The organism is Novosphingobium sp., from assembly GCF_039595395.1.
Classification (GTDB): Bacteria; Pseudomonadota; Alphaproteobacteria; order Sphingomonadales; family Sphingomonadaceae; genus Novosphingobium.
Genome location: NZ_JBCNLP010000001.1, coordinates 1,631,524 through 1,653,538, shown reverse-complemented (window position 1 = coordinate 1,653,538; position 22,015 = coordinate 1,631,524). Strand labels below are relative to the sequence as shown.

Here is a 22,015-nt window from a genome sequence, read left to right as displayed (position 1 = left end):
GCAGGTCATCCCACGCAAACCCCGCCAGAACGGGATTTTCCCGTCCGGCGGGGCGACGGGAAACCCACCGCCCCGCCATGCGATCAGGCCAGATCCAGCGCCTGCGCCAGATCGGCAACGATATCGTCGGCATGCTCGACGCCGATCGAGAGGCGGATGGTGGAGGCCAGCACGCCGATACGTTCACGCAGTTCCACCGGCACGCCAGAGTGGGTGTTGGTCGCCGGATGGCTGGCAAGGCTTTCCGTGCCGCCAAGGCTGACCGCCAGCTTGAAGATCTGCAGCGCATTGAGGAAGCGGAAGGCCGCCTCCTGCCCGCCCGCAATGTCGAAGGAGAAGGTCGAGCCTGCCCCGCTGCATTGCGCTTCATAGGTCCGCGCCGCCGCCGAACCTTCCGGGAAGAAGGGCGCATAGGCGACACCCTCGACCTTGGGGTGGTTCTTCAGGAAGGCGGCGGCAGCGGCGGCATTGGTATTGGCCCGCTCCATGCGCAGCCCCAGCGTTTCGAGCGAGCGGCTGAGCATCCAGCAGCTATGCGGGTCGAGATGGGTGCCGATCGCGCTGCGCAGCGCGCGGATCTCGCGCATCACACTGGCCGAGGCCAGCGCCGCGCCCGCCACCAGATCGGAATGCCCACCGACATATTTCGTCAGCGAATAGAGCGAGATATCCGCCCCATGCTTCAGCGGCTGCTGGAACACCGGCCCCAGCAGCGTGTTGTCCACTGCCAGCAGGGCACGGCTGCCCTGTTGCGCTTCCAGCTCGTCACAGACTCGGCGCAGCAAAGCGATATCGACCAGGCTGTTGGTGGGGTTGGCGGGCGTTTCCACCAGCACCATCGCCACCCGGCCCAGCGCGGCCGCCTGCTGCGCGGCGGAGCGCACCGCCTCCTCGCTCAGCCCGTCGGCGAAGCCCACGGCCTTGACGCCCAGATTGGCGAAGGTCTTGGCCAGCAGCGTCTCGGTGCCGCCATAGAGCGGCTGCGAGTGCAGGATCACATCGCCCGGCCTCACGAAGGCCAGCAGTGTCGTGCTGATCGCCGACATGCCGGAAGAAAACACCGCCGCCGCCTCGGCGCCCTCATGGATGGCCAAACGGTCCTCGACGATTTCGGCATTGGGGTGGTTGAAGCGCGAATAGACGAGGCCCCGCCCCTGCCCCGCCGGCGGCTCCTTGCGGCCCGAGGCATAGTCGAAGAAATCGCGCCCATCCTCCGCCGTGGGGAAGACGAAGGTGGAGGTGAGGAACACCGGCGGCTTGACCGCCCCTTCCGACAGCGCCGGATCATAGCCGTAATTGAGCATCAGCGTTTCGGGATGCAGCCGGTGGTTGCCGATATGGGTCTTGCTTTCACGCGGCGCGGTCATCTCTCATCTCCTCGGGGTCAGGGCCGTTTGGCTTGTTGGCGCAGCCTATCAGCATTCGCGCGGCAGGTGCTTGCGATGATCCGGCCATGACCCTAGATATTCGCCAGAATATTGCCATGAGAGACGAAAATGGAGCAGGATAGTGCCGATGCGACCGATCGGCGCATCATTCAGGAGTTGCGGCGCAACGCTCGAATCACCAATGCGGAGCTGGCCGAAAGGGTCGGCCTGTCGCCCTCGCCCTGTCTGCGGCGGGTGCGGCGGCTGGAGGAGAGCGGCCTGATCCGTGGCTACACCGCGCGCGTCTCGCCTGAAGTCGACGGCTGGACGATGACCGCGCTGGTGATGGTGCGCCTGACCCGCCAGCACGATGCCGAGATCGCCATGTTCGAAAGCGCGGTGCAGGATTGGGCCGAGGTCAGCGAATGCCATCTGGTGACCGGGACGCCCGACTATGTGCTCAAGGTGATGAGCCGCAGCCTCTCGGACTATGAGCGCTTCATCAAGGACAAGATCGCCCGGCTGACCTGCGTCTCGACCATCGAGACCAGCTTTATCATGAACAGCATCAAGTAAGCGCCTGTTTGGAAAATGCGCAAAAGCGCATTTTCAACGCGGCACCGGCCCGCTCCCCCACCCGGCCACCCATATGATACTGCCGTTGGGTGGTCGGGTGGGGGGAGCGGGCCGGTGCCGCAAATCCGGCTTCCGCCGGATTTTCAAACAGACTCCAAGTGCGCAGGGCGGCAGGGCGCGCGCCAAACCGCGCACGCCTGCCAGTCAAACCCATGCTGATCCCGCTCAGATCATCTGGGTGAAGAGCGTGCCCGGCTCGATGGTCGCCAGATATTTCATCGCCGTGGCCTGAGCGGCCTCCTGCTCGGCGGTGGAACCATATTGCAGAATGTCCTCCGGGGTCGCCACGGTGGTCGTGGTCTCCGAGGTGCCGTCGCTGTAGGTGATGACAGTCGTCTTGACCGAGCCCGCCACCGTCACCGTCTCGTTCAGCACGGTTCTGGCGGCATTTTGAGCGGCGGCGGTGGTGGCGCCGCCCTGAACCTCGTCGGTGCTGCCGGTCCGGGCCGCGCTGGCGGCATTGGCCTGCGCCTTGTTGTCGACCACCTGCGTATCGGCGGTTTGAGCGTCGATCTCATCCAGCGTCAGCCGGACGGCAACGGCGTCACTGCTGGACAAGGTGCCGGAGGCCAGATCCTGATCGATCCGCTGGTCAAGTGTGGCGCGCATCGCCTCCATATCGACGACATCCGATGCCGGGGCATCGAGGTTCGACGCGTTCGACTGCGCATCCTGAGCAATCTGCGCATTGACCGCGGCGGTGTTGGTCGTGGGGTCGTTGGCCACGGGGGGGTGTGGTTACCACACGCTGAAGCGTGAGGTAATCGGTCGGTGTCGAGGTCACGCTGTTGATGATCATGAGCCTTCTCCTAACGATCGACTGAGCGACGGTGGAGCGGCACAGACCTTAAGCCCGCAATCGATAGTCCGTGCTGTTCTGCCGATCTGTCGCAGCGGATCAGCGCATCACCCTTCAGGCAAGCTGGGCCTGGGATGCCCCATCCTGCCGCGCGGTGATGTTCTCCGCCCTCAGCAAGGAGCTGGCCTGCGCTTCCGACAGCGGCCTGGCCATCAGGAAACCCTGCACCTCGGCGCATTGGTCCGCCAGCAGCAGCGACAGTTGCTTGTCGGTCTCGACTCCCTCGGCGGTCACCGAAAGGCCCAGCGCCTTGCCCAGCCCCAGAATGGCCTGCACGATCGGCCTTGCGCTGTCGCTGGCATCCAGATCGCTGACAAAGCTGCGGTCGATCTTGATCACGTCGAAGGGGAAGTTGCGCAGATAGCTCAGCGAGGAATAGCCCGTGCCGAAATCATCCATCGCCAGCTTGACGCCGATGGCCTTCAGGCTGCCCAGCATCTCCACCGCGCGCTCAGCATCCTCCAGCAGCACGCCTTCGGTGATCTCGATTTCCAGCAGATGCGGCGGCAGGCCGGACGCCGCCAGCGCATCATGCACCTTCTGGACAAAGCCGCTGTCACGGAACTGCACCGGCGAGACATTGACCGAAACCCCGGCCCCGCCCCATCCGGCCGCCGCCTTGCAGGCCGTCTGCATCACCCATTCGCCGAGCGGAACGATCAGCCCGCATTGTTCGGCCAGAGCGATGAAATCATCGGGATTGACCCGGCCCTTTTCGGGATGCTGCCAGCGCACCAGCGCCTCAAGGCTCCTGATCTCACGCGACTGCGTGTCGAAACGCGGCTGATACTCAAGGAAGAAATGGCCCGCCGTCAGGCTGTTGCGCATCTCCTCGATCATCTTGCGCTTGCCGTTGATGCGCTCGTTCAACTCGCTGGAATAGTAGCTGAAGATACCCCGCCCGTTCTGTTTCGAACGATAGAGCGCGGCATCGGCGGCGCGCAGCAATTCGTCAGGCGTGTTGCCATCCCCCGGCGAAATGGCGATGCCGATCGACAGACCCACGCCGATCTCGCCGTCATCATGGCGGATCGGGGCGGAGACGGCGTCGAAAAGCTGGCGGCAAAAGCGCTCAACGCCCTCGACCTGCATGCCCGGCGCGACGATCACGAATTCATCGCCACCCACGCGGGCCACGATCTGGTCCTCGCGCAGCATGCGGCGCATGCGGTCGGCCACCTCACCCAGCACGCGGTCGCCGACGTGATGGCCATAGGTGTCGTTGATCGGCTTGAAGCGGTCGAGGTCGATGTAGAACACCGCCATGCTGCCCAACGGGTCGGCCAGCGCGCTGTTCATGAAGGAGGCCAGCTTGGTGCGGTTGGGCAGCGAGGTGGCGGAATCATGGTGCGCCTGCCGCTTGGCCTCGTCGAAGGCATCGGCCAGCGCCACGTTCGAGCTGACGTCGATGGCATATTTCACCACCTTGGTCGGCTGGCCATTGAGGTCGAAGATCGGGTTGTAGCTGGCCTGCAGCCACACTTCCTTCCCGTTCTTGCCGCGCCTTTTGTACATGCCGGAATGGAAAATGCCCGATTTCAGCTTGTTCCAGAATTCGGTGTAGATCGGGCTGCTGGCCAGATCGCGGTCCACCAGCGTGGCGTGGTGCTGGCCGATCAACTCCTCGCGGGCATAGCCCATGGTGGCGAGGAAATTGGCATTGGCGTCCAGAATCGTGCCATCCAGCGCAAAGACCGCAACATCCTGCGACTTGTTGATCGCCGCGATCTGCCCCTCGTAATCGGCGTTGCGCAGCTTGTGCGCCGTGACGTCAGTGGCATATTTGACGATCTTGAAGACCTGACCGTTCATGTCGCGGATCGGGTTGTAGGTGGCATGCAGCCAGACCTCACGCCCGTCGCTGCCGATACGGCGATATTCGCCGACCTTGTGCTCACCCTTGGCCAGATCGTCCCAGAAGGTGGCATAAGCGGGTTGCGCGATCTCCTCTTGCGGCACGAACATGCGGTGATGCTGCCCGCGCACCTGGGCATAGCGATAGCCCATCGTGTCGAGGAAATTCTCATTGGCATCGATGATCGTGCCGTCAATCTCGAAATAGATCACGCAATGGGCATTGTCGATCGCGGCGATCTGCCCCTGATGGTCGGCCTGCACCAGCCGCTCCTCGGTCACCACCGAAGCGTATTTGACGACCTTGACCGCCTTGCCGCCGGCATCGAAGATCGGGTTGTAGGTGGCCTGCAGCCAGACTTCGCGCCCATCCTTGCCGAAACGGCGGTAGAGCCCGGCGCGGTGCCGCCCCTTCTGCAGATCGCGCCAGAAGCTGGTGTAATCGGTGCTGTGGGCATGGGCCGGGTCGACGAAAAGGCGGTGATGCCGCCCCTCGATCTCCTCCAGCGCATAGCCGGTCGCCTCAAGGAAATGGTCATTGGCGTCCAGAATGGTGCCATGCATGTCGAAGGTGACCACCGCATTGGACTTGTGGATCGCGGTGACCTGCCACTGATATTCGGCGCGGCGCAGCTTCTCGGCGGTGATATCGGTGGCATATTTCACCACCTTCACCGGGCGCCCCGCCAGATCGAGGATCGGGCTGTAGACCGCCTGCAGCCAGACATCCGATCCGTCACGCCCCAGACGGCGGAACTCGCCCGAGCGATGCTCGCCCCGGCCCAGCGCCTGCCAGAAATCGGCATAGGCCTGCCCCTCGCGCTCGACCGGATCGACGAAGATCGCATGATGCTGGCCGATGATATCCCCACGCTGGTAGCCGACAGCCTTGAGGAACAGCTCGTTGGCGTCCAGAATGGTGCCGTCCAGCCCGAAATGGATCACCGCCTGCGTGTTCTGGATCGCCTCGATCTGGCCACGCTCATCGTCACGCTTCTGCTGGAGAGCGGTGGCATCCTCGGCGATCTGCACCACGGCCTCGACCAGCCCTTCGGCGTCGCTGACCGGCACATAGCGCGAGCTGAGCCAGATTTCGCCGCCATGCTTGCCGATCCACATATCGGTCTGCTGCAGGGGCTGCCCCCCCGCCAGACGCCGCCAGAGATCGCCGCGATGGTTGCGCGCATAGGTGTTGGAGAAGAAGGCCGCCGTATCGAGCCCCACCAACTCCTCCAGCGTATAGCCGATCAGCCGCAGGAACTGGTTGTTCGCCCCGATGACCTTGCCCTCGGGCGTGTAAGTGGCAACCGCATAGGTCTGGTTGAGCGCGCGCAAGGATGCATCGCTGGTTTGCGGTTCGAAATTCGGCGATGCCATGCTTGCCCCTCAGACTTGATCCCCCTTCCTATGGGATCATGCCTAAGTTTCAGTTAAGCACGGTATTCTGCTGAAAAGGATGGAAAAGCCCCCGAGAGCGCAAGCCGAAACCGGTTCACACCTCGGGGGCGATCCTGCCGGTCAGTTCGCGTTGAACACGTTGTAGCGCTTCAACCCGGCCTGGCTGAGATAGCAGACCTTGTTGGAATCGGTGTTGAACGCATCGGTCATGAAATCGAGCGAGAGCGACATCTCCACCAGATAGCGCGCGCGGATCGCCGCGATCTTGGCCGATTCCTTCTCCCATGTCCGCAATTCCTGCGCGACATATTCCGCCACGGCGGCATCGACATTCTTCTGCGGATTGCCCTTGCGCAGCAGCTCTGCCCGCTTGGCACTGACGCCCTGGAAACGGTTGAACAGCTCCAGCATGCCCTGGGAGTCGCCCGTCGCGCTGAACATATGGATGCCGTAATAGGCCCCCGGCTCGACAGTGCGGATCACCCCGCCCAGAAAGGCATAGGAACAGGCGCTGATGCAGGCGTAGTCCTTGCGCAGCCGCACGGCCATGTTCTTGGCGCGGATGATGCGGCCCATATAGGGCCCTTCCATCGCGGCCCCGCCGGGCGAATTGAACCAGATCTCCTCGATCGCGCCCGCATTGGCGATCGCCTGCTGCAGCCGCTGGGACTCGCCGGACATGATCTGCCCTTCGGCGATCAGCACCTTGCCATTGGGCGTGTTCTGCACGCGATAGGTCATCGGCGCGGCAAAAGCGTCCGTCTGATAGGACTGCGGCAGATCATAGGAGGCGCAATAGGTCTGCTCGGCCTTCTGCGCCAGTGCCGTTTGAGGCACCAGCGCAGTCAGACACAGCAAGGCGGCAACGTGCCGCAAGGTCAGGCGACCTTCCATTCGGTGGCAGGGGGCGTGCGGCAGAGACGCGGCGTCTCACGCACTTCCTGGCCCGAAATATAGGCCACGTTGGTCACGGTGCGGCACTGACGGCCATCAGCCAGCTTCTCGGGAGCGGCAGCGGTCACGGTGCCGTGCACGTCCGAGCGGGTGTCGCTGGTCCAGTTCTGGGTCTGGCCGACAGGAGCGTTGGCAGCATTGACGTTGGCTTCGGCCATCTTCTGCTTTTCGCACTCATCGAGCTTCTTGGCGATCACCGAACCGACGATCGCACCGCCCAGCGCGCCCAGCACGGTGCCGGCCAGCTTGTTCTTGCCCCCCAGGCTATGGCCGAGCAGTCCGCCGACCGCGCCGCCGACGATGGCACCCTTGGTGCCCGAACCGCCGCAGCCTTCACCGGCAACAGCCGGGCTGTTCACACTTGTGACAGCAAAAATCATGGCCACGATCAGAAGAAACATTTTTTTCATAAACACTCCACCCTAACGATGTTGACGAACGTCCGCACAACGACTTGAGTCCGAAAAAGTTTCCGCTTTAACCCCACCGTACATCAGGCCTTGCGGTCATAACGGCGTCGCCCCTGTTTCACAAGGAGGACCGCACGCCTATTCCACATGGGCCGAATGATGCCGATCCGTTACTTCGACCATCTTTTCCGGCAAGCATTTTCACTCAGAAATAGAGACGAAACCTATGGTTTCTGCGGTGAACCGTCGGCGTTCCAGAACTCCCACGCGCCGCTTTCCGCCCCGTCCGCATAGAGGCCCCGCGCAGCCATCTGCCCATTCGGGTGATAATCGGTCCACAGGCCCTGCTCCTTGCCATCCACATAGTTGCCCTCAGAGGCGAGCGTGCCGTCGGGATGATAGGCACAAAACATGCCGTGGCGGATCCAGCGCGTGCCATCCTCAGCCATATAACGGGCATAGCGGTAGCGGATCGTCCCATCCTCATAGGGAATCTCTGCGATATTGAGTTCAGACATCATCGCCCTTTCGGCAGGAAATCTTCGGGGGTGTACAATTCGGTGACCACAGGCTCACCCGTGACCGGATCATATCTCTGAATGGCAATTTTCGCCGGCAGCTTACCCTGACTTTGCGAATAGGCGTCAATGAATCGAATAACTTCCTGCCGGTCCTTGGCAATCGGCCTGCCCATCGGCTTGTCGTCGAGGATCATCTCATTCTTGTAGCGCACAGCGTCGGGCCGCGCGATCTGCACCCGATCGTCGGCCGCCTCGCCGGTCTTGAGATTGACCCGCTTGGGCACCTCGATGGCGTTGCCCTGAGCATCGGTGATCGGCTCGTTGACGAGGTCGAAGTCGCCCGAAGCGCGCCGCTCCTCCGCCAGCCTGGCATGGACCTCCTTGCCCGTCGCGGTGGCATCGGTCTCGCCGGTTACGGGTCTGGGCTCGGCGGGTGCGGTGGCCTCACCCTCGGGCACAGCGGGCTTGGCGGGCTTGGCCGCCTCGGCCGCTTCGCTCGCCACGGCGCCCTCTTCCGCCGCCGCCGCGCCGGGGGCAAGGCGCGCGGCAATGAACTTGCCCGCCGGGCCAGCCACCAGCCCGAGGCCGGTCGAGATGCCCGCTTCCTTCCAGCTCCACGGCCGGTCCTTGCCCGCCAGATTGTCGATGCCCCAATCGGCGACATAGCTGACAAAGCCGCTGATCGCGCCCACCCCGGCATAAACGGCATAGCCCGCCGCCGCAGGCACGAAGAGGAAAGGCACCGCCGCCAGCGCGCCGACCGCCGCACCTTTCAGCATCGCCAGCAGAATGCAGGAGGCGCAGAATTCCTTCTGGGTCAGCGCCTCATTGAGGCCGAAACCCACCGCGCCTGCTGCCGCCCCCGCCACCAGCGCCACCGCCAGCGCGGGCGCCGCAACCGGGGCCAGCATCACCACCGCCACGGCCACCGCAATGGCCGCCACGGCAGAGACCGCCATCTGCCACCACATCAGCCCCGATGGATCGGCACGGTTAACCGGATCATTGCCGACATAGGCATAGAGGTTGACGCCGCCCGCCGCTCCCATGGGATCGCGCCCGAGATAGCGCCCCAGTGCCGGATCGTAATAGCGGTGCCGGTTGTAATGCAGCCCGGTTTCGGCGTCGTGATACTGGCCCGGCAGGCGCAGCGGCTGATGCCGCCCCGCCACCATCACCTGCATGGCACCAAAGGCGGAGCGTTCAGCCTCCCACACCACGCGCCCCTGCGTGTCGGTCAGGCGGACCGGCGTGCCGATGGGGTCGAGGTGATAGTGGTAGATGCCCGCGGCATCGCGCTGGAACAGCGGCGTATGGCTGTCGGGCCAATAGGCATAGTCGCGGATCTGCTGCGCGGCGCGGTCCTGCCAGCCATCGCCAGTGCCGGTCTCGATCTCGCGGATAAGCTGCTCGCCCGCCCAGACATAGCGTGTGATGCGCAAGGTGGCGCCGCTCTCGACCTCCTTGCGGATGCGGCGGCCCAGCGGATCATAGGCGAAGCGGACGACCAGCCCCCTGCCATCCTCCGCGCGGATCAGCCGGTCGAAACCATCCCAGCCATAACGCCAGCCCGCGCCGCCGCCCTGCCGCTCCACCAGATTGCCGCGTGGGTCATAGGCGAAGTGCTCGCCCCCCTGCGCCACCATCTGGTTGAGCGCATTGAACCGCGCCGCCCCCGCAGGCCCGCTGATGCGGTTGCCCGCGCCGTCATAGGCAAAATGCTCACGCGGGCCATGCGCGGGATCGAAAGCCAGCACCTGCCCCTCGGCATCGTAATCCACGCGCAGCGCGCCGAGCCGACTGTCCTCCCGCGCGACCAGCCTGTCCTCGGCATCATAGGCATAGCTTTGCTGGAAGGCGGTGCCCTCCGGCGTGTCGAGACGGCGCCCGGTGGGCAGGCCGACCTGATCCTGCCATGTCGTCGCCACCAGCCCGCCGGGGGAGAGCATCCGCCATCCGCCTTCCTCGGGCGCATAGTCGATGGCGTGGTGCCCACCGCTCCAGTCGGTGATGGCAACAAGGCGCTGATCGGCGTCGCGCGCGTAACGCATCGCGCTGCCATCGGGCCAGACAAGGCCGACATGCAGCCCTGCCTCATCATAGACATGGCTGACGGTCTGGTCGCCCTGCCGCTCCTCGATCAGGCGGCCTTGCGCGTCATAGCGCCAGACCAGATCGATGTCCGCATTGCGCGCCGCCACCAGCAAGCCGCGCGCATCGTAATCGAAGCTGGCCACCGCGCCCTCGCCGCTGGCCATATGGGTGATCTGGCCTGCCGCATTGCGGCTGATATCGATGCGCAGGCCATCGGCGCGGATCAGTTGCTGAAGCGCTCCGGCAGGATCGAAGCTGTAGGTTTCGCGCGATCCATCAGCATGGATCCTGGCCTCGGGCTGAGGACCGACGCCATAGAGAAAGCGGGTGCCGTTGCCATTGCCGTCGCTGATCGTCGCCAGCGCATCGCCCTGATAATCGAGCCGCTCGACCCGCCCCAGCCGGTCGCGCCGGGCGGTGACAAAGCGCCCCTGCGGATCGCGCGCTGCCTCACCGCCCTCATCGCGATAGGCGAGGCCATGGAACGTCCCATCGGGAAAATCCACGCGCTCCAGCCGGTTGACCGCATCATGCCGCGCACGAAACCGCTCCCGCCCGCCGCGCGAGACGGCAGCGACATTGCCACCCCGATCATAGGCCAGATCGAGCGCCAGCCCCGAAGGCATGCGCATCGCCGTCAGCCTGCCCTGATCGCTGTGCGCCATATGCCACTGGCGTCCCAGCGGGCTGGTGACACGCTCGACCTGCCCGTCGCCGCCAAAGCTCATGCGCGTGGCGCCGCCGCTGGGGCTGTCGATCAGCAGATCGTCGGAATGGAGGTCGCGCCGGGGCGGATAGGGCAGACCCGCGAAGCTCTCGGCCAGCCGGTCGCTGCCCGCGCGGCGCCGGAAGGCCGCGACATGGGCCCGGCTCATGCGCTGGCGCGCGCCCACCGGCTGGCGGGGCGGCATGCGCAGGATCTGCGGGGCGCGCCAGGCCATATGGCCCATGCCCTCGCCATCGACCGTCAGAAAGGCCTGCACCGGGCCGAAGAAAGCGTTCAGCTCATCCACCGTCGAGCTGCGCAGATAGGCAGGCAGCAGGCGCGGATCGTGAAAGCGGAAGATCCACCCCTCACCTTCCGGCGAGGAGACCTTGATAAAACGCCGCAACTGGCGATGCACCGCCTTGAATCCGGCGCTCGACAGCAGGAAATAGCCCCAGGGCTTGCCGTCGAAACGCCGCGCGATCTCCTCGGCCATGCGCGCATCGACCTGCAGCAGATAGGGCGCCTTGTCGCGATAGCTGACCGCCGCCCAGCCCTGATAGAGGCAGGCTCCGCGCTGCGGCCCCGCCGCCTCCACCAGCCCCGGCACATCGGGCGCAACACAGCCATCGATCAGCGCATAGAGCTGCCCGGCCGCCGCCCAGCCCGCAACCGCCCGCGCCTCGACAGGCGCGAACAGCACCGGCGCACCGGCATCGGCATCAGGCGGCACCTCGGCCATCAGTTGCGCCGCGCTCCCCTCATGCCCGCACGAAAGGCGCGCCGCTGGCATAGGCGCGGTCGAGCGTGGTGCGGCGCGGCGGAGCGCCATCGCCGATCAGCACGGTCACCGCGCCTGTCGCCAGCGTGCCGCCATGGCAGGTGGTGTCGCCGATGCGCGCGGCCTCATTGTTGCCGATCTTGACGGTCGGGCAGCCCGCCTCGATCTGGGCCTTGCTGCCGCAATCGAGCTGGTCGCCCTTGCGTGCCGCCGGCTGGCCCATGATGAGCACCGTCGGCTCGCCCGAGACGATGGTCGCCACATTCTTGTGCGGGCAGCTTTCCTGATCGGCTATGCGCGCGGCAGGCGGCATGGACGCTTCTCCTTCTCAGTGGCCATCGGCGGACCAATGCGGCGGATCGGTGGCCAGCTTGCGCACGCCATAGGTGGCGCCGACCTTGTGCAGATCGTCATTGCTGTTGCCCGAGCGCGGCTGATCGATCCTTGTGGCTTTTCCCGAGGCGTCGGTGACATCGATCGCCTGATCCCAACTGATCGTCATGTCGATCGCCGTGCCATCGATATGGTTCGAGGTGAGCGAGGGCTTGAACCTGATATGAAACAGATTGACCATCGCCTGCGCCGCCTTGCGCGAGGCGCGCGCATCGCCATGATCCCAGTAAATCTCCACCTCGGCATTGGCGGGCACCGCATCGGGCTTGATCTGGCCATGGGCGACCATCCAGGCGTAGTGCATAAGCCATGCGCGGTTGCGGTTGCGCCGCGTCGAACTGACCCGCACCGTGGCCGAGGCGCGCTTGAGCATGGCCACAAAACTGTCGACCTGCACCGCGAAGGCGGGCGCCAGATCGCTGATGCGGTCGCTGTTGGGAAAGCGTGCCTCATTGGCGCGAAACCAGGCCGCGCCGCTGAGGTTGCGTTGCACCGCCTGAGCCGCCAGCCGCTCCCGCATCAGCGTGGTGGGGGACGTATCCGACAGGCGATCGACGATGGCGCTGCCCGGATCGATCCGCCCGCCCGAGCCCGTGCTCATCACGAAGGACTGATAGCGGCCGATGGCGGTCATCGTCGGTTCGTCCATGGTGCCATCGCTGCGCAGCGCGCCGAGGCCGAGATCGCCCACACGCGCATTGAGGCTCTGCTGGATGGCCGCGACATCCTGCGGCGCATTGACGCCGCCGCGCCCGACCGAAGCGCTGAGCATGATGCCCGATGTCATTCCGCATCCGCCTCATAGCGACCGAGCACAGCCATCACCGCAGGCTGACCGGCATGGGCGCGTTTCAGGCGGGCCAGATCGGCATCGGTGCCTTTGCAGAAGCGCTTGACCTGCTGCTCAAGCTGGCGGGCACGCGCCTTGTCATAGGGCTCCTCGCCCCGCGCATGGTCACAGCTTTCGCGGCGCGCCATAAAGGCACGCACATCGGCCGGCATCGCCGCGCCCGCAGGAACGGACGCATAAGCCCCACCCGCGCCGCATGTCAGCAGCGCGAGCGAGAGCATCGACCCTGCCTCTTTCCGGCTCAGGATCATTCGATCTGCATTTCCAGCGTCTTGGCCTGTTTGGCGTAGAAAGCGGCTGAACCGGCATTGCCCTGCGCCTTGAAACGCAGGCTCACCGCGCGGGCGGCAGAGGCGGCGACGTTGAAGCCGTCGATACGGTCATTGGGCGGCACCTCTCCCATGCCGACATCGCCATTCACGAAACGGCCGACCATATAGCCGCCGGTGTTGCCCTTGGCGAAATCGATCGCACCGATGGTCGGCACGCCATTGCGGAACTCGCCATAGAAGGCCTCGCCGCTTTTCTGGCCGTCGCGCCGCCGCAGCATGCCCAGCCCCGAGGCCTTGCCGCCGGGGCAATCCCCGGTCCAGTAGGTTGGCCCGGCCGGCAGCGAGCGGGGCGCCACAAAGCGGCATTTGCTCGCAGGGTCCTGCGACCAGGCCAGCCCCGCGCCAGCGGGAGCCTGAGCGCGGGCATGCGAAGCGGCCAGTCCACCAGCGGCCACACCGCCAGCCGCCAGCACGAGAGCGACAAGAGCGCTTTTCATCATCAAGATCCTCACGGGTTGGGAAAGCTGGCGATCAGCGAGGCGCTGCATTCGAAATGCATGCCATCCTCGGTGCGGAAAGCTGCACCCCAATACCAGCCATGCTTGTTGAAATAGGGGGCAAGCAGGGTCAGGCCGTAATAGACCTTGTTGTTGCCGCGAGGATCGGTCTTGTGATTGATCTGCATATCGATGGCCGTGCCCCAACTGTGGTTCGATATGCGCGTCGAGGAACCGCGCTGGTTGCGCACCACGCACATGCCGGCATTGCCCAGCGCGCTGTACAGTTCGGGCATCTCGCGCTGCACATCGGCCATGACACGCGACAGGCTCTCCACAGCCGGGCCCAGGCCATAGGCCGTGAAAGGCCCCACCGACTTTCTGACCATCATGGCCTTCAGCTTCGGATTGGTGATCGGCTGGTCCTGCTGGCTGTAATTCTCGCGCGGGGCGCCGAATTTGCGCAGCAACATATCGTTGGAGGGCGAGGTCAGCCCCTGATTGATCGTGTTGCGCGCAGGCTTGGGCACCTCGGTCAGGAAGGAGGTGGTGCTGTTGGGCGCGGGCGTGGGCTGGGCAGCGGGCTGAGCGACAGGCGCGGGTGCACGCACCGGCGCAGGCGCCCGAACCGGCGTGCGCAACGGCGCAACCGGCGGGCTGACAGCGGAGCGCGCGGCGGGCCTGGCGTTCTGCTGGCCGGTGAGATGCCGCCACGTCATCCCTTGAGGCTCGACCAGCCCATCGGGGTTGCGCATGAAACCGCTCTGATAGCGGATGATCGCGGATTGGGTTTTCGGGCCGCACAGGCCATCGATCAGGCCCAGTTGCATCCCCAGCCGCTTCAACAGCGTCTGGACGATGATCGTGTCCTGCCGCAGGTTCCTTCCCGACAGGCCGACCGAGCCGCTCAAGGCTGTCGTCATAGTGCTTCTCCTGGCGTTATGGTCAAATTACTCGACAAGGTTCTCAAGCTGCTCGGCCACCGCGAGCGGCGCTGGCTGCGCCTGCCTGTCGGTGAAAGCGTAATGGAAACCGTCCGGCCCGGCCGAGACCTCGATCCCGGCGACCTCTTCCCCGCGCATCTGGCGTTCCAGAAGCTGGATCGACATTTCGGGCAGCAGCGTGTTGGTGAGGATCGCATCGATCATGCGCCCGCCCGACGCCACCTCATTGCAGCGCGAGACGATCAGATCGACCACCGATGGCGCGAAGCCGAGCGTGATCTTGTGGTTCTCGGCGATGCGCTTCTCGATGCGCTTCAACTGCAGGCGCACGATGCCTGCGAGCATGTCGGGGCTCAGCGGATAATAGGGCAGCACCAGCAGGCGGCCCAGCAGCGCGGGCGGGAAGGTCTTGAGCAGATCGGGGCGCAGCGCTCCGGCCAGCGCTTCGGGATCGGGCTTCATCTCCTCGTCTTCCGACAGGGTCATCACCAGATCGGTGCCGACATTGGAGGTGAGCAGGATGATGGTGTTCTTGAAATCGATGAAGCGGCCTTCGCTGTCGTTCATGAAACCCTTGTCGAAGACCTGGAAGAACATCTCATGGACGTCGGGATGGGCCTTCTCCACCTCATCAAGCAGCACCACCGAATAGGGGCGACGGCGCACCGCCTCGGTCAGCACACCGCCCTGTCCGTAACCGACATAACCGGCAGGCGCGCCCTTCAGCGTCGAGACGGTATGCGCCTCCTGAAACTCGCTCATGTTGATGACGATCAGCGAGTCATCGCCCGAGAACAGCAGCTCGGCCAGCGCATGCGCCGTCTCGGTCTTGCCCACGCCCGAGGGGCCGCAGAGCATGAAGACGCCGACCGGCTTGTTGGGATTGTCCAACTTGGCCCGGCTGGTCTGGATGCGCTTGGCGATGGCATCCATGGCATGATCCTGCCCGACGACCCGCGCCTTCAACTGATCCACGATGGTCAGCACGCTCTGGATCTCGTCCTTGACCATGCGGCCCACCGGAATGCCCGTCCAGTCGCCGACCACCGCCGCAATGGCATCCTGATCGACCACGCCAAAGACCATCGGCGTATCGGCCTGCACATCGCGCATCGTCGCCAATGCGGTTTCAAGCGCGGCCTTCAACGAGGCCTCGTCCTGAGCATCATCCTGCCGGGCGGTACGCAGGGCATCGCGGGCGGTGGCCACACCGGCCAGCGCTTCCTTCTCCCGCTCCCACTTGGCGGTGACGGTCTCCAGCGCCTCGCGCGCAGCGGTGATTTCTTCCTCGATGCGTTCAAGGCGATCATCGCTGCGATAATGATCCGAGGCTTCACGCGCGACGACCTCGCGTTCGATCTCCAGCAGCTCGAGGCGGCGGCGGCGATCCTCCACCGTGGCAGGCGTGGCATGCTGCGAGACGGCCACGCGCGCGCAGGCCGTATCGAGCAGGCTCACCGCCTTGTCGGGCAACTGCCGCGCGGGCACATAACGCTGCGAGAGCAGCACCGCCGCCGCAACCGCCTCATCCAGCACGGTGACGCCGTGATGCTTCTCCATCATTGGCGCGACCGAGCGGATCATGTCGATCGCCTTGCCGGTCTCGGGCTCCCCCACATCGACGGTCTGGAAACGGCGGGTCAGCGCCGGGTCTTTCTCGAAATACTGGCGATATTCGGCATAGGTCGTGGCCGCGATGGTGCGCAGCCGCCCGCGCGCCAGCGCCGGCTTGAGCAGATTGGCGGCATCGCCCGTGCCCGCCTGACCGCCCGCGCCGATCAGCGTATGCGCCTCATCGATGAACAGGATGATCGGCACCGGCGAGCTTTCGACCTCATCGATCACCTGGCGCAGGCGCTTCTCGAACTCGCCCTTCACCCCGGCCCCGGCCTGCATCAGCCCGATGTCGAGCGAACGCACCGTCACGCCTTCCAGCGCGGGGGGCACATCGCCATCGGCGACGCGGCGGGCGAAACCCTCGGCCACCGCCGTCTTGCCCACGCCCGCCTCGCCGACAAGGATGGGATTGTTCTGGCGACGGCGCAGCAGGATATCGACCACCTGACGGATTTCGGCATCACGCCCGATGATGCGGTCGATCTCTCCGGCGCGAGCCTTGGCGGTCAGATCGACGGAGTATTTCGCCAGAGCCTCGCCGCGCCCGGCGGCCACGGCGCCAGGTTCAACTTCGCCTGCTGCGGGAACGGAAGCAGTGCGCTCGCTGGTTTCAGCCGAAGCGGCGATCACTTCGTCAAAGCTGCTGCCAAGCTTGTCGGCGCTGACCTTGCGCCACTCGCCGCTTAGCGCATAGAGCGCATTGCGCAAGGTCGGCGTCTTGAGCATGCCATAGAACAGATGGCCCGAGCGCACCCGCCCCGCCCCGAATTGCAGCGAGGCATAGAGCCAGCCCTTCTCGATGGCTTCCTCGATCTGGGGCGCGAAATCGGAAATGGCGCTGGCGCCGCGCGGCAGGGCATCGAGCGCCGCCACCACATCCTGCGTCAACCGCGCATCGTCCAGCCCGAAGCTGCTGCGGATCGCGGCGAGATCGTTGCGCGGGTCCTGCAGCAGAATATGCAGCCAGTGCACCAGCTCGACATAGGGGTTGCCGCGCATCTTGCAGAAGCTGGTCGCGGTCTCGATGGCCTTGAGCGGCACCGGGCCGAGGCGTTCGAAAAGGGAAGCGCGGCTGATCTCGGACATTTACAGTTCCCCCAAGGATGCGTGAGCCGGTTTCATGCGGCGCAGATGCGCGTCGGACCGGATGGTGTCGGATGGTTTCGGGCTGAGCCAGCCGGTCCAGCCCAGCCGCGTGCGCCCGTCGAGCCGCGCGGGCGGAACTTCGCTTTGCGGAATATCGATGCGGATGTCCCATTCCAGATGGCTGGGCGCAAAGGCATCGAGCGCCTCGGATGCAATGGTAAAGCGCGGCTGGCCCGGCAGCAGTTTTTCAAACTCGCCAAAATTGCGCGCGCCGATCACCACGCTGAAACTGTCAGATGCGGTGCGGATGCGGCTGCCCAGCACCACATCCTGCCCCAAAGTGGCAAAACCCTTGCCGAGGCGGCTGCGATCTTCCTTCTCGATCTCACGCCAGCGCGGCTGATATTCGATCACCCGCGCCGGCTGGCCGAGCAGATGGCCCAGCGAATCCTCGATACCAATCGCACTGCGCCGCGAGGCGAAGAGCGAGGCATAATGCACCCGCGCCCGTGCCGGAAAAGCGGCGCTATCGGAAACACCCTCGGTCGCGCCCGAAAGAAAGGCCAGATAGTTGCCGAAGCGATCGTCGGCGGGCCGGTCGGCCTGCACCGCTGGCTGGGAATCCGCCCATGCGCGATAGAAGAACTGCAGCATGCGGTTCGCCAGCACATCCAGCCAGCGACCAAAGGGCCGCTGCTTGGCATAGCGATGCTCGAACGCCGCGAACTCGGTAAGGTGGACCGGCAGCGGCCCCATCGGCCCGGTCAGCCCCAGCCAATAGCCGTTGATCTGCGCGCGCTGATGGCGGAACTCCACCGAATGCAGCGTGGGCGCGGGAAAGTGCATGGCGGGCACCTGCGCCAGATCGACGATGCTCTGGTCGGGCCGCCGCGCATGGCCCAGCAGCGGCAGATCGGGCGCACGCGCCTCCGCGCCGCGCACCGCCGGGAACATCCCGAACAGGCGCGCCTTCTCCCTGATCCTTTCGAGAAAGGTCAGATGGTGTGGCGGCGACCCATGCGCGGCGGCCATTGCGCGACATCCCCCTCGTTCGGACTGTGGAAGTGGCATTCGGTAAAGGCGTTGATGCTGGCAAATTCCCCCAGAAAACGCTCCAGAACGGCGGTGAACAGGAACATGCCGCTCTTGTCGAAAGCGGCATCGTCCAGCTTGATGCGGATACGGTGACCACGCGCCAGCGCCATACGGTCGAGCCCCGGCACGCGGCGCATCACCTTGGCCGAGCGGATCGCCAGAACGCCATCGATCTGGCGGCGCAAGGCAGCCTCATCCTGCTGGCCATAGAGCGCGAGATGGTCGCGCAGGGCGGAAGGATCGTCATGATCCTCCGAGGCGAGCGTGGCGTAATTGGGCGTGAGATGCGCGATCACCCGCCATGCCGCATCGCCCAGCCCCAGCGGCGGGCGCGGGCGCGTCGGCGCGCGCAGCACCGTGACTGCGCGGGCCGGAACGCCCGAGACGGTGAAATGCTGATCGCCGCGAAACGACAGCAGTTCGGGCAGTTCGCGGTTGGTGACCAGAGCTCGCACCGCCAGTTCATGCACATCATCCAGCCGTGCGGCATCGCCGGGCGAGGTCAGGCTGAGCCATGTGTCCGTGCCGACATATTCACTGCGGCGGCGCAGGCGTCTTTCGCGCGTGGACAGACGACGTGGACGCAATTGCGTCGAGTAAAACAACGCCTCGCGCCAGTCATAGAGCAGCGCGCCGAAAGCATAGAGCGGCGCCACCGTCTTTGGATCGAGATTGTCGCGGGCATAGGCCTTGACGTCGAGCAGGCGGAACACCTCGAAATCATTGCGCTTCGTGCGGTCGGGGATGACATGCAGCTCATGCTCGTGCGGGCGGACCTGAACGCGGTCGAGCTGCTTTTCGAAGAGGTTGATCGCGGGGGTGGCGAAAAGCTTGAAGTTGCTCTTGTCCACCGCACGGGCCAGCGTGGGCGAGGCGCGCGAGAACAACAGCACCACATCGCACATCTGCGGCGAGGCGCGAAAGGCGCGGTCCAGCCCTTTCAGGCGCGCGAAGAGAAACCTTTCGGGACACGCGAAATATTCCGACAGCAGTCGATAGCCACGGAAAGAGCGTTGCTCTGCCGGAAGCAGGGCCTCGTCATCCTCGAAACCGATCTGTTCCGGCAACGGCAGCGCCATCCATGGCGCATTGGCCGGGGCATCCGCCGAGCGCGCCAGCACGCCCAGGGTCTCGCCGATGATCTGGCGGTAGAGTTCGTTGGGCACAGCCTCGGCGCCATGCAGATGAAGCGGCAGATCCTTGACCTTGATCTGCGACAGATCGGCGCCCGGCGTGGCGGCGAAACGCAAGCGCAGGCCAGCCTCGGCACGGATCTCGCCCGAACCGGCATAGGAGGCCACGGCGGCGCGGGTGGAGAGATACTCCGCCTCGACAATCGCCAGCGGCCACATGGTAACGTCATGCCCGGTGCGGAAGATTACCGGCGCATTGTCATGCGTGTTGGCCACAAGCTGCGTGCCGCGCGGCACATGATGCCCTGCCAGCAAATTCTGCTCGCCCTGTTTGGGCTCGAAACCGGCGATGCAGATCGAGGGCATCGGTGCCAGATAATGCGGCTGGATCGCATGCAGCAGATGCGAGGTGAACTCGGGATATTGATCCGCCAGCTTGAGCTGAACCCGCGCGCCCAGAAAGGCCACACCCTCCAGCAGTCGCTCGACATAGGGGTCGGGATCGGTCGGCGTCTTGAGGCCGAGGCGGCCGGCGACGGTCTCATGCTCCTCGCCAAATTCGCGCGCGGCCTCGCGCAGATAGGCAAGTTCGTCGTTGTAATGGCGCAGCAGGCGCGGGTCCATCTGCCCTACTCCCGCACGTCGACGGAGACCGTTTCCGGGTCGACCTCGGTCCGGAATTTCACCGGCATGGCCTGCGCCGCCGCCGTGATGTCGGCGCGGATGATGAAGGTGACGGTGTTGGGGCGATCATGGCTCTCGGCCGGTTCGACACTGAGCGTTTCCTCGCCCAGACGCGGCTCATACTGGCGGATCGCCTTGCGGATTTCCCGCGCGCGGTTGAGAATGGCGCGCCGCGTCAAAGGCTTGCCCGCCAGATCGCTGAGGCCATAGTTCAGCACCGAAGTCTGGACATGCGGATAGGGCTCCAGATCATGGAGCGCCTCCAGATTGGTGGTGTTGAGCAGCCATGCCAGCTCGCGCCGGATCGTGCCGCGCAGCGCCGCCTCGTTGAAACGGTCGAGCCGGGGCACGGTGTAATGCCGAAACTTCTCGCGCGAGACTTCGGGCGCATCCGAATGGATGTCCTTCAGGCCGGAAATGTCGATGTCCGCCACCAGCTTGTCGAACAGCGTGGGCGTAAGACGGTGACTGACGGCCATGGTCAGTCGAAGCGCAAAGTGCGCAAGGACAGCAGCCCGCGATCCTCGCCGTCCGAGAGCGTCCAGAGGCGCTGGCCAGATCCGAGATCGCCGAGATCGCTCACGCGCCATTCGGTGGCACGGGCAAGACGTTCGGCGGTTTCGGGGGAAGCCTCGCTGCCGGGATAGCGCGCGGGCAGGAAACCTGCCACCGACTGGCCGGATTTGAAAGCGATCTGCACCGGATACCAGACCAGATCGCGCAGGTCGCGCGGCCCCTCGCTGGTGATGCTGGCAATCTGATCGAAAGGCTGCAGGCCATAGCGGCCACCGATGATCGCCTCGAAAGCGGGGCCGAAACGCGCATCGGCGTCGGCGATCCACGCGAAAGCCTCATCGTTGAACGCGCCGGGCGTGTCGGGCGCGGCGTCGAAGGCGGCATCGCGCGCGGCGATGGCCTCCGCCACGCGTCCGTTGGTCAGGTGATGCAGCGCATCGACCACACCCTCGCACCAGTCGGATGCCGCATGCTGGCGTGCACGCTGGCGCCCGGCAAAGACCTCTGCGCGTTCCAGCTCGGCGTCGATCGCCTGGCCATAGGCCATCGCAAGCATCTGTGCCTCGCCCGAAAGCTGGGCCAGCGCCTGCAACTGCTTCTTCGCCTTGTCCCACTCACCGGCGACCGCCAGAAGCTGGAACAGGAACATGCGCGCCGCCTGATCGGCGGGCTGCGCCCGGACGGTTGCGACGAGGGCGGCACGCGCCCCATCGACATCGCCCGAACGCAGCAGAGTATCGGCATCCGCCATGTGCTTGCCCGCGATCAGCTGGCGACGTTCTGACGAATGTCGTAGCTGGCGGTGATGATGCCGCCGTCCTTGCCGCCGGTGCGGTTCTGCGGCTGATAGTCGAAGGTCACCTTGGCGGTGTTGAACACGATCGATTCCATGATGGCATCGCCGTGGCTGGCACCCTGATTGTCCACCGAAGAAACGATCACATCCTGCAGCGTGATCTTGTAATAGACCAGCGGGTTGGTGCCGTCGCCGGCCTTCTGCGAGTAGATGATGATCTGCGGAATGTGACGACCCGAAGCACAAGCGCTGAACAGCTTGGGCGACGACTTGTCGACTTCCTTGGTGATCGAAATGTCGCGGATTTCAGCCTTGCCTGCACCGCCACCAGCGCCGCCGGTGTGGAACGAACCATGCTGGGCCGCGCCGAAGTTGAAGGAAATGATGTCGATTTCCTTCTCATGGCCCTTCTTCTGGCTCTCACCGTCGATCCCGTCGATCTTCAGGAACAAGTCAACTGCCATTAGATATCCCCTAAGTAATATTGAGCAATAACTTCGAATTTAGAATCCGATTGTTGCAATAGCTCGAAATTTCATGACATGAAAATCA

Annotated in this window: 19 protein-coding genes; 1 reads left to right on the top strand and 18 read right to left on the bottom strand. The window is 64.8% G+C overall.

Going from position 1 to position 22,015, the window contains the following annotated elements; genetic code table 11:
• Nucleotides 1-83: 83 nt before the first annotated feature.
• The gene (locus ABDW49_RS07745; protein ID WP_343610946.1) at nucleotides 84-1,367 is read right to left on the bottom strand and encodes a cystathionine gamma-synthase family protein; all 1,284 of its coding nucleotides are present in this window, start codon (nucleotides 1,365-1,367) and stop codon (nucleotides 84-86) included.
• Nucleotides 1,368-1,496: 129 nt separating this feature from the next.
• Between ABDW49_RS07745 and ABDW49_RS07740 the strand changes: the two genes are divergently transcribed.
• Nucleotides 1,497-1,943 (top strand): Lrp/AsnC family transcriptional regulator, encoded by a 447-nt coding sequence (locus tag ABDW49_RS07740; protein ID WP_343610945.1) that lies wholly within the window; start codon nucleotides 1,497-1,499, stop codon nucleotides 1,941-1,943.
• A 225-nt stretch (nucleotides 1,944-2,168) separates the two neighbouring features.
• On the opposite strand, the gene ABDW49_RS07735 is transcribed toward ABDW49_RS07740, so the two are convergent.
• The 17 genes from ABDW49_RS07735 to ABDW49_RS07655 all read right to left on the bottom strand — a co-directional run bounded on the left by ABDW49_RS07735 (nucleotide 2,169) and on the right by ABDW49_RS07655 (nucleotide 21,927).
• Entirely contained in the window at nucleotides 2,169-2,729 is a 561-nt protein-coding gene (locus ABDW49_RS07735; protein ID WP_343610943.1) for a hypothetical protein, read from the bottom strand.
• A 187-nt stretch (nucleotides 2,730-2,916) separates the two neighbouring features.
• Nucleotides 2,917-6,093: a PAS domain S-box protein gene (locus tag ABDW49_RS07730; RefSeq protein ID WP_343610941.1), complete on the bottom strand. Its 3,177-nt coding sequence runs from the start codon at nucleotides 6,091-6,093 to the stop codon at nucleotides 2,917-2,919.
• 141 nt (nucleotides 6,094-6,234) lie between these two features.
• On the bottom strand, nucleotides 6,235-6,990 hold the full coding sequence (locus ABDW49_RS07725) for a hypothetical protein (RefSeq protein WP_343610939.1): 756 nt from the start codon (nucleotides 6,988-6,990) through the stop codon (nucleotides 6,235-6,237).
• Between the two features lie 2 nt (nucleotides 6,991-6,992).
• Nucleotides 6,993-7,478, bottom strand: a complete 486-nt coding sequence (locus ABDW49_RS07720; RefSeq protein WP_343610937.1) for a glycine zipper 2TM domain-containing protein — start codon at nucleotides 7,476-7,478, stop codon at nucleotides 6,993-6,995.
• A 224-nt stretch (nucleotides 7,479-7,702) separates the two neighbouring features.
• Nucleotides 7,703-7,999: a hypothetical protein gene (locus ABDW49_RS07715; RefSeq protein ID WP_343610936.1), complete on the bottom strand. Its 297-nt coding sequence runs from the start codon at nucleotides 7,997-7,999 to the stop codon at nucleotides 7,703-7,705.
• On the bottom strand, nucleotides 7,996-11,541 hold the full coding sequence (locus ABDW49_RS07710) for an RHS repeat-associated core domain-containing protein (RefSeq protein ID WP_343610933.1): 3,546 nt from the start codon (nucleotides 11,539-11,541) through the stop codon (nucleotides 7,996-7,998). Before ABDW49_RS07710 ends, ABDW49_RS07715 begins: the two co-directional genes overlap by 4 nt.
• 19 nt (nucleotides 11,542-11,560) lie before the next feature.
• Entirely contained in the window at nucleotides 11,561-11,893 is a 333-nt protein-coding gene (locus tag ABDW49_RS07705; RefSeq protein ID WP_343610931.1) for a PAAR domain-containing protein, read from the bottom strand.
• Between the two features lie 15 nt (nucleotides 11,894-11,908).
• A complete protein-coding gene (locus ABDW49_RS07700; protein WP_343610929.1) occupies nucleotides 11,909-12,760 on the bottom strand; it encodes a hypothetical protein in 852 nt (283 codons plus the stop codon).
• Entirely contained in the window at nucleotides 12,757-13,044 is a 288-nt protein-coding gene (locus tag ABDW49_RS07695; protein WP_343610928.1) for a hypothetical protein, read from the bottom strand. Before ABDW49_RS07695 ends, ABDW49_RS07700 begins: the two co-directional genes overlap by 4 nt.
• A gap of 26 nt (nucleotides 13,045-13,070) precedes the next feature.
• Nucleotides 13,071-13,595 (bottom strand): hypothetical protein, encoded by a 525-nt coding sequence (locus ABDW49_RS07690; RefSeq protein WP_343610926.1) that lies wholly within the window; start codon nucleotides 13,593-13,595, stop codon nucleotides 13,071-13,073.
• Nucleotides 13,596-13,603: 8 nt separating this feature from the next.
• On the bottom strand, nucleotides 13,604-14,515 hold the full coding sequence (locus tag ABDW49_RS07685) for a M15 family metallopeptidase (RefSeq protein ID WP_343610925.1): 912 nt from the start codon (nucleotides 14,513-14,515) through the stop codon (nucleotides 13,604-13,606).
• A 27-nt stretch (nucleotides 14,516-14,542) separates the two neighbouring features.
• Entirely contained in the window at nucleotides 14,543-17,239 is a 2,697-nt protein-coding gene (gene tssH, locus ABDW49_RS07680) for a type VI secretion system ATPase TssH (RefSeq protein WP_343610923.1), read from the bottom strand.
• Complete coding sequence (gene tssG, locus ABDW49_RS07675; RefSeq protein ID WP_343610921.1) at nucleotides 17,240-18,271, bottom strand: type VI secretion system baseplate subunit TssG; 1,032 nt, start codon at nucleotides 18,269-18,271, stop codon at nucleotides 17,240-17,242.
• Nucleotides 18,235-20,091 carry a type VI secretion system baseplate subunit TssF gene (tssF, locus tag ABDW49_RS07670; RefSeq protein ID WP_343610918.1) on the bottom strand — a complete coding sequence of 619 codons (1,857 nt, stop codon included), beginning with the start codon at nucleotides 20,089-20,091 and terminating at the stop codon, nucleotides 18,235-18,237. Before tssF ends, tssG begins: the two co-directional genes overlap by 37 nt.
• A 5-nt stretch (nucleotides 20,092-20,096) precedes the next feature.
• Nucleotides 20,097-20,630: a type VI secretion system baseplate subunit TssE gene (gene tssE, locus ABDW49_RS07665; RefSeq protein ID WP_343610916.1), complete on the bottom strand. Its 534-nt coding sequence runs from the start codon at nucleotides 20,628-20,630 to the stop codon at nucleotides 20,097-20,099.
• Nucleotides 20,631-20,632: 2 nt separating this feature from the next.
• The gene (locus ABDW49_RS07660) at nucleotides 20,633-21,418 is read right to left on the bottom strand and encodes a type VI secretion system accessory protein TagJ (protein WP_343610914.1); all 786 of its coding nucleotides are present in this window, start codon (nucleotides 21,416-21,418) and stop codon (nucleotides 20,633-20,635) included.
• 14 nt (nucleotides 21,419-21,432) lie between these two features.
• Nucleotides 21,433-21,927 carry a type VI secretion system tube protein Hcp gene (locus ABDW49_RS07655; RefSeq protein WP_343610913.1) on the bottom strand — a complete coding sequence of 165 codons (495 nt, stop codon included), beginning with the start codon at nucleotides 21,925-21,927 and terminating at the stop codon, nucleotides 21,433-21,435.
• Between the last annotated feature and the right edge of the window lie 88 nt (nucleotides 21,928-22,015).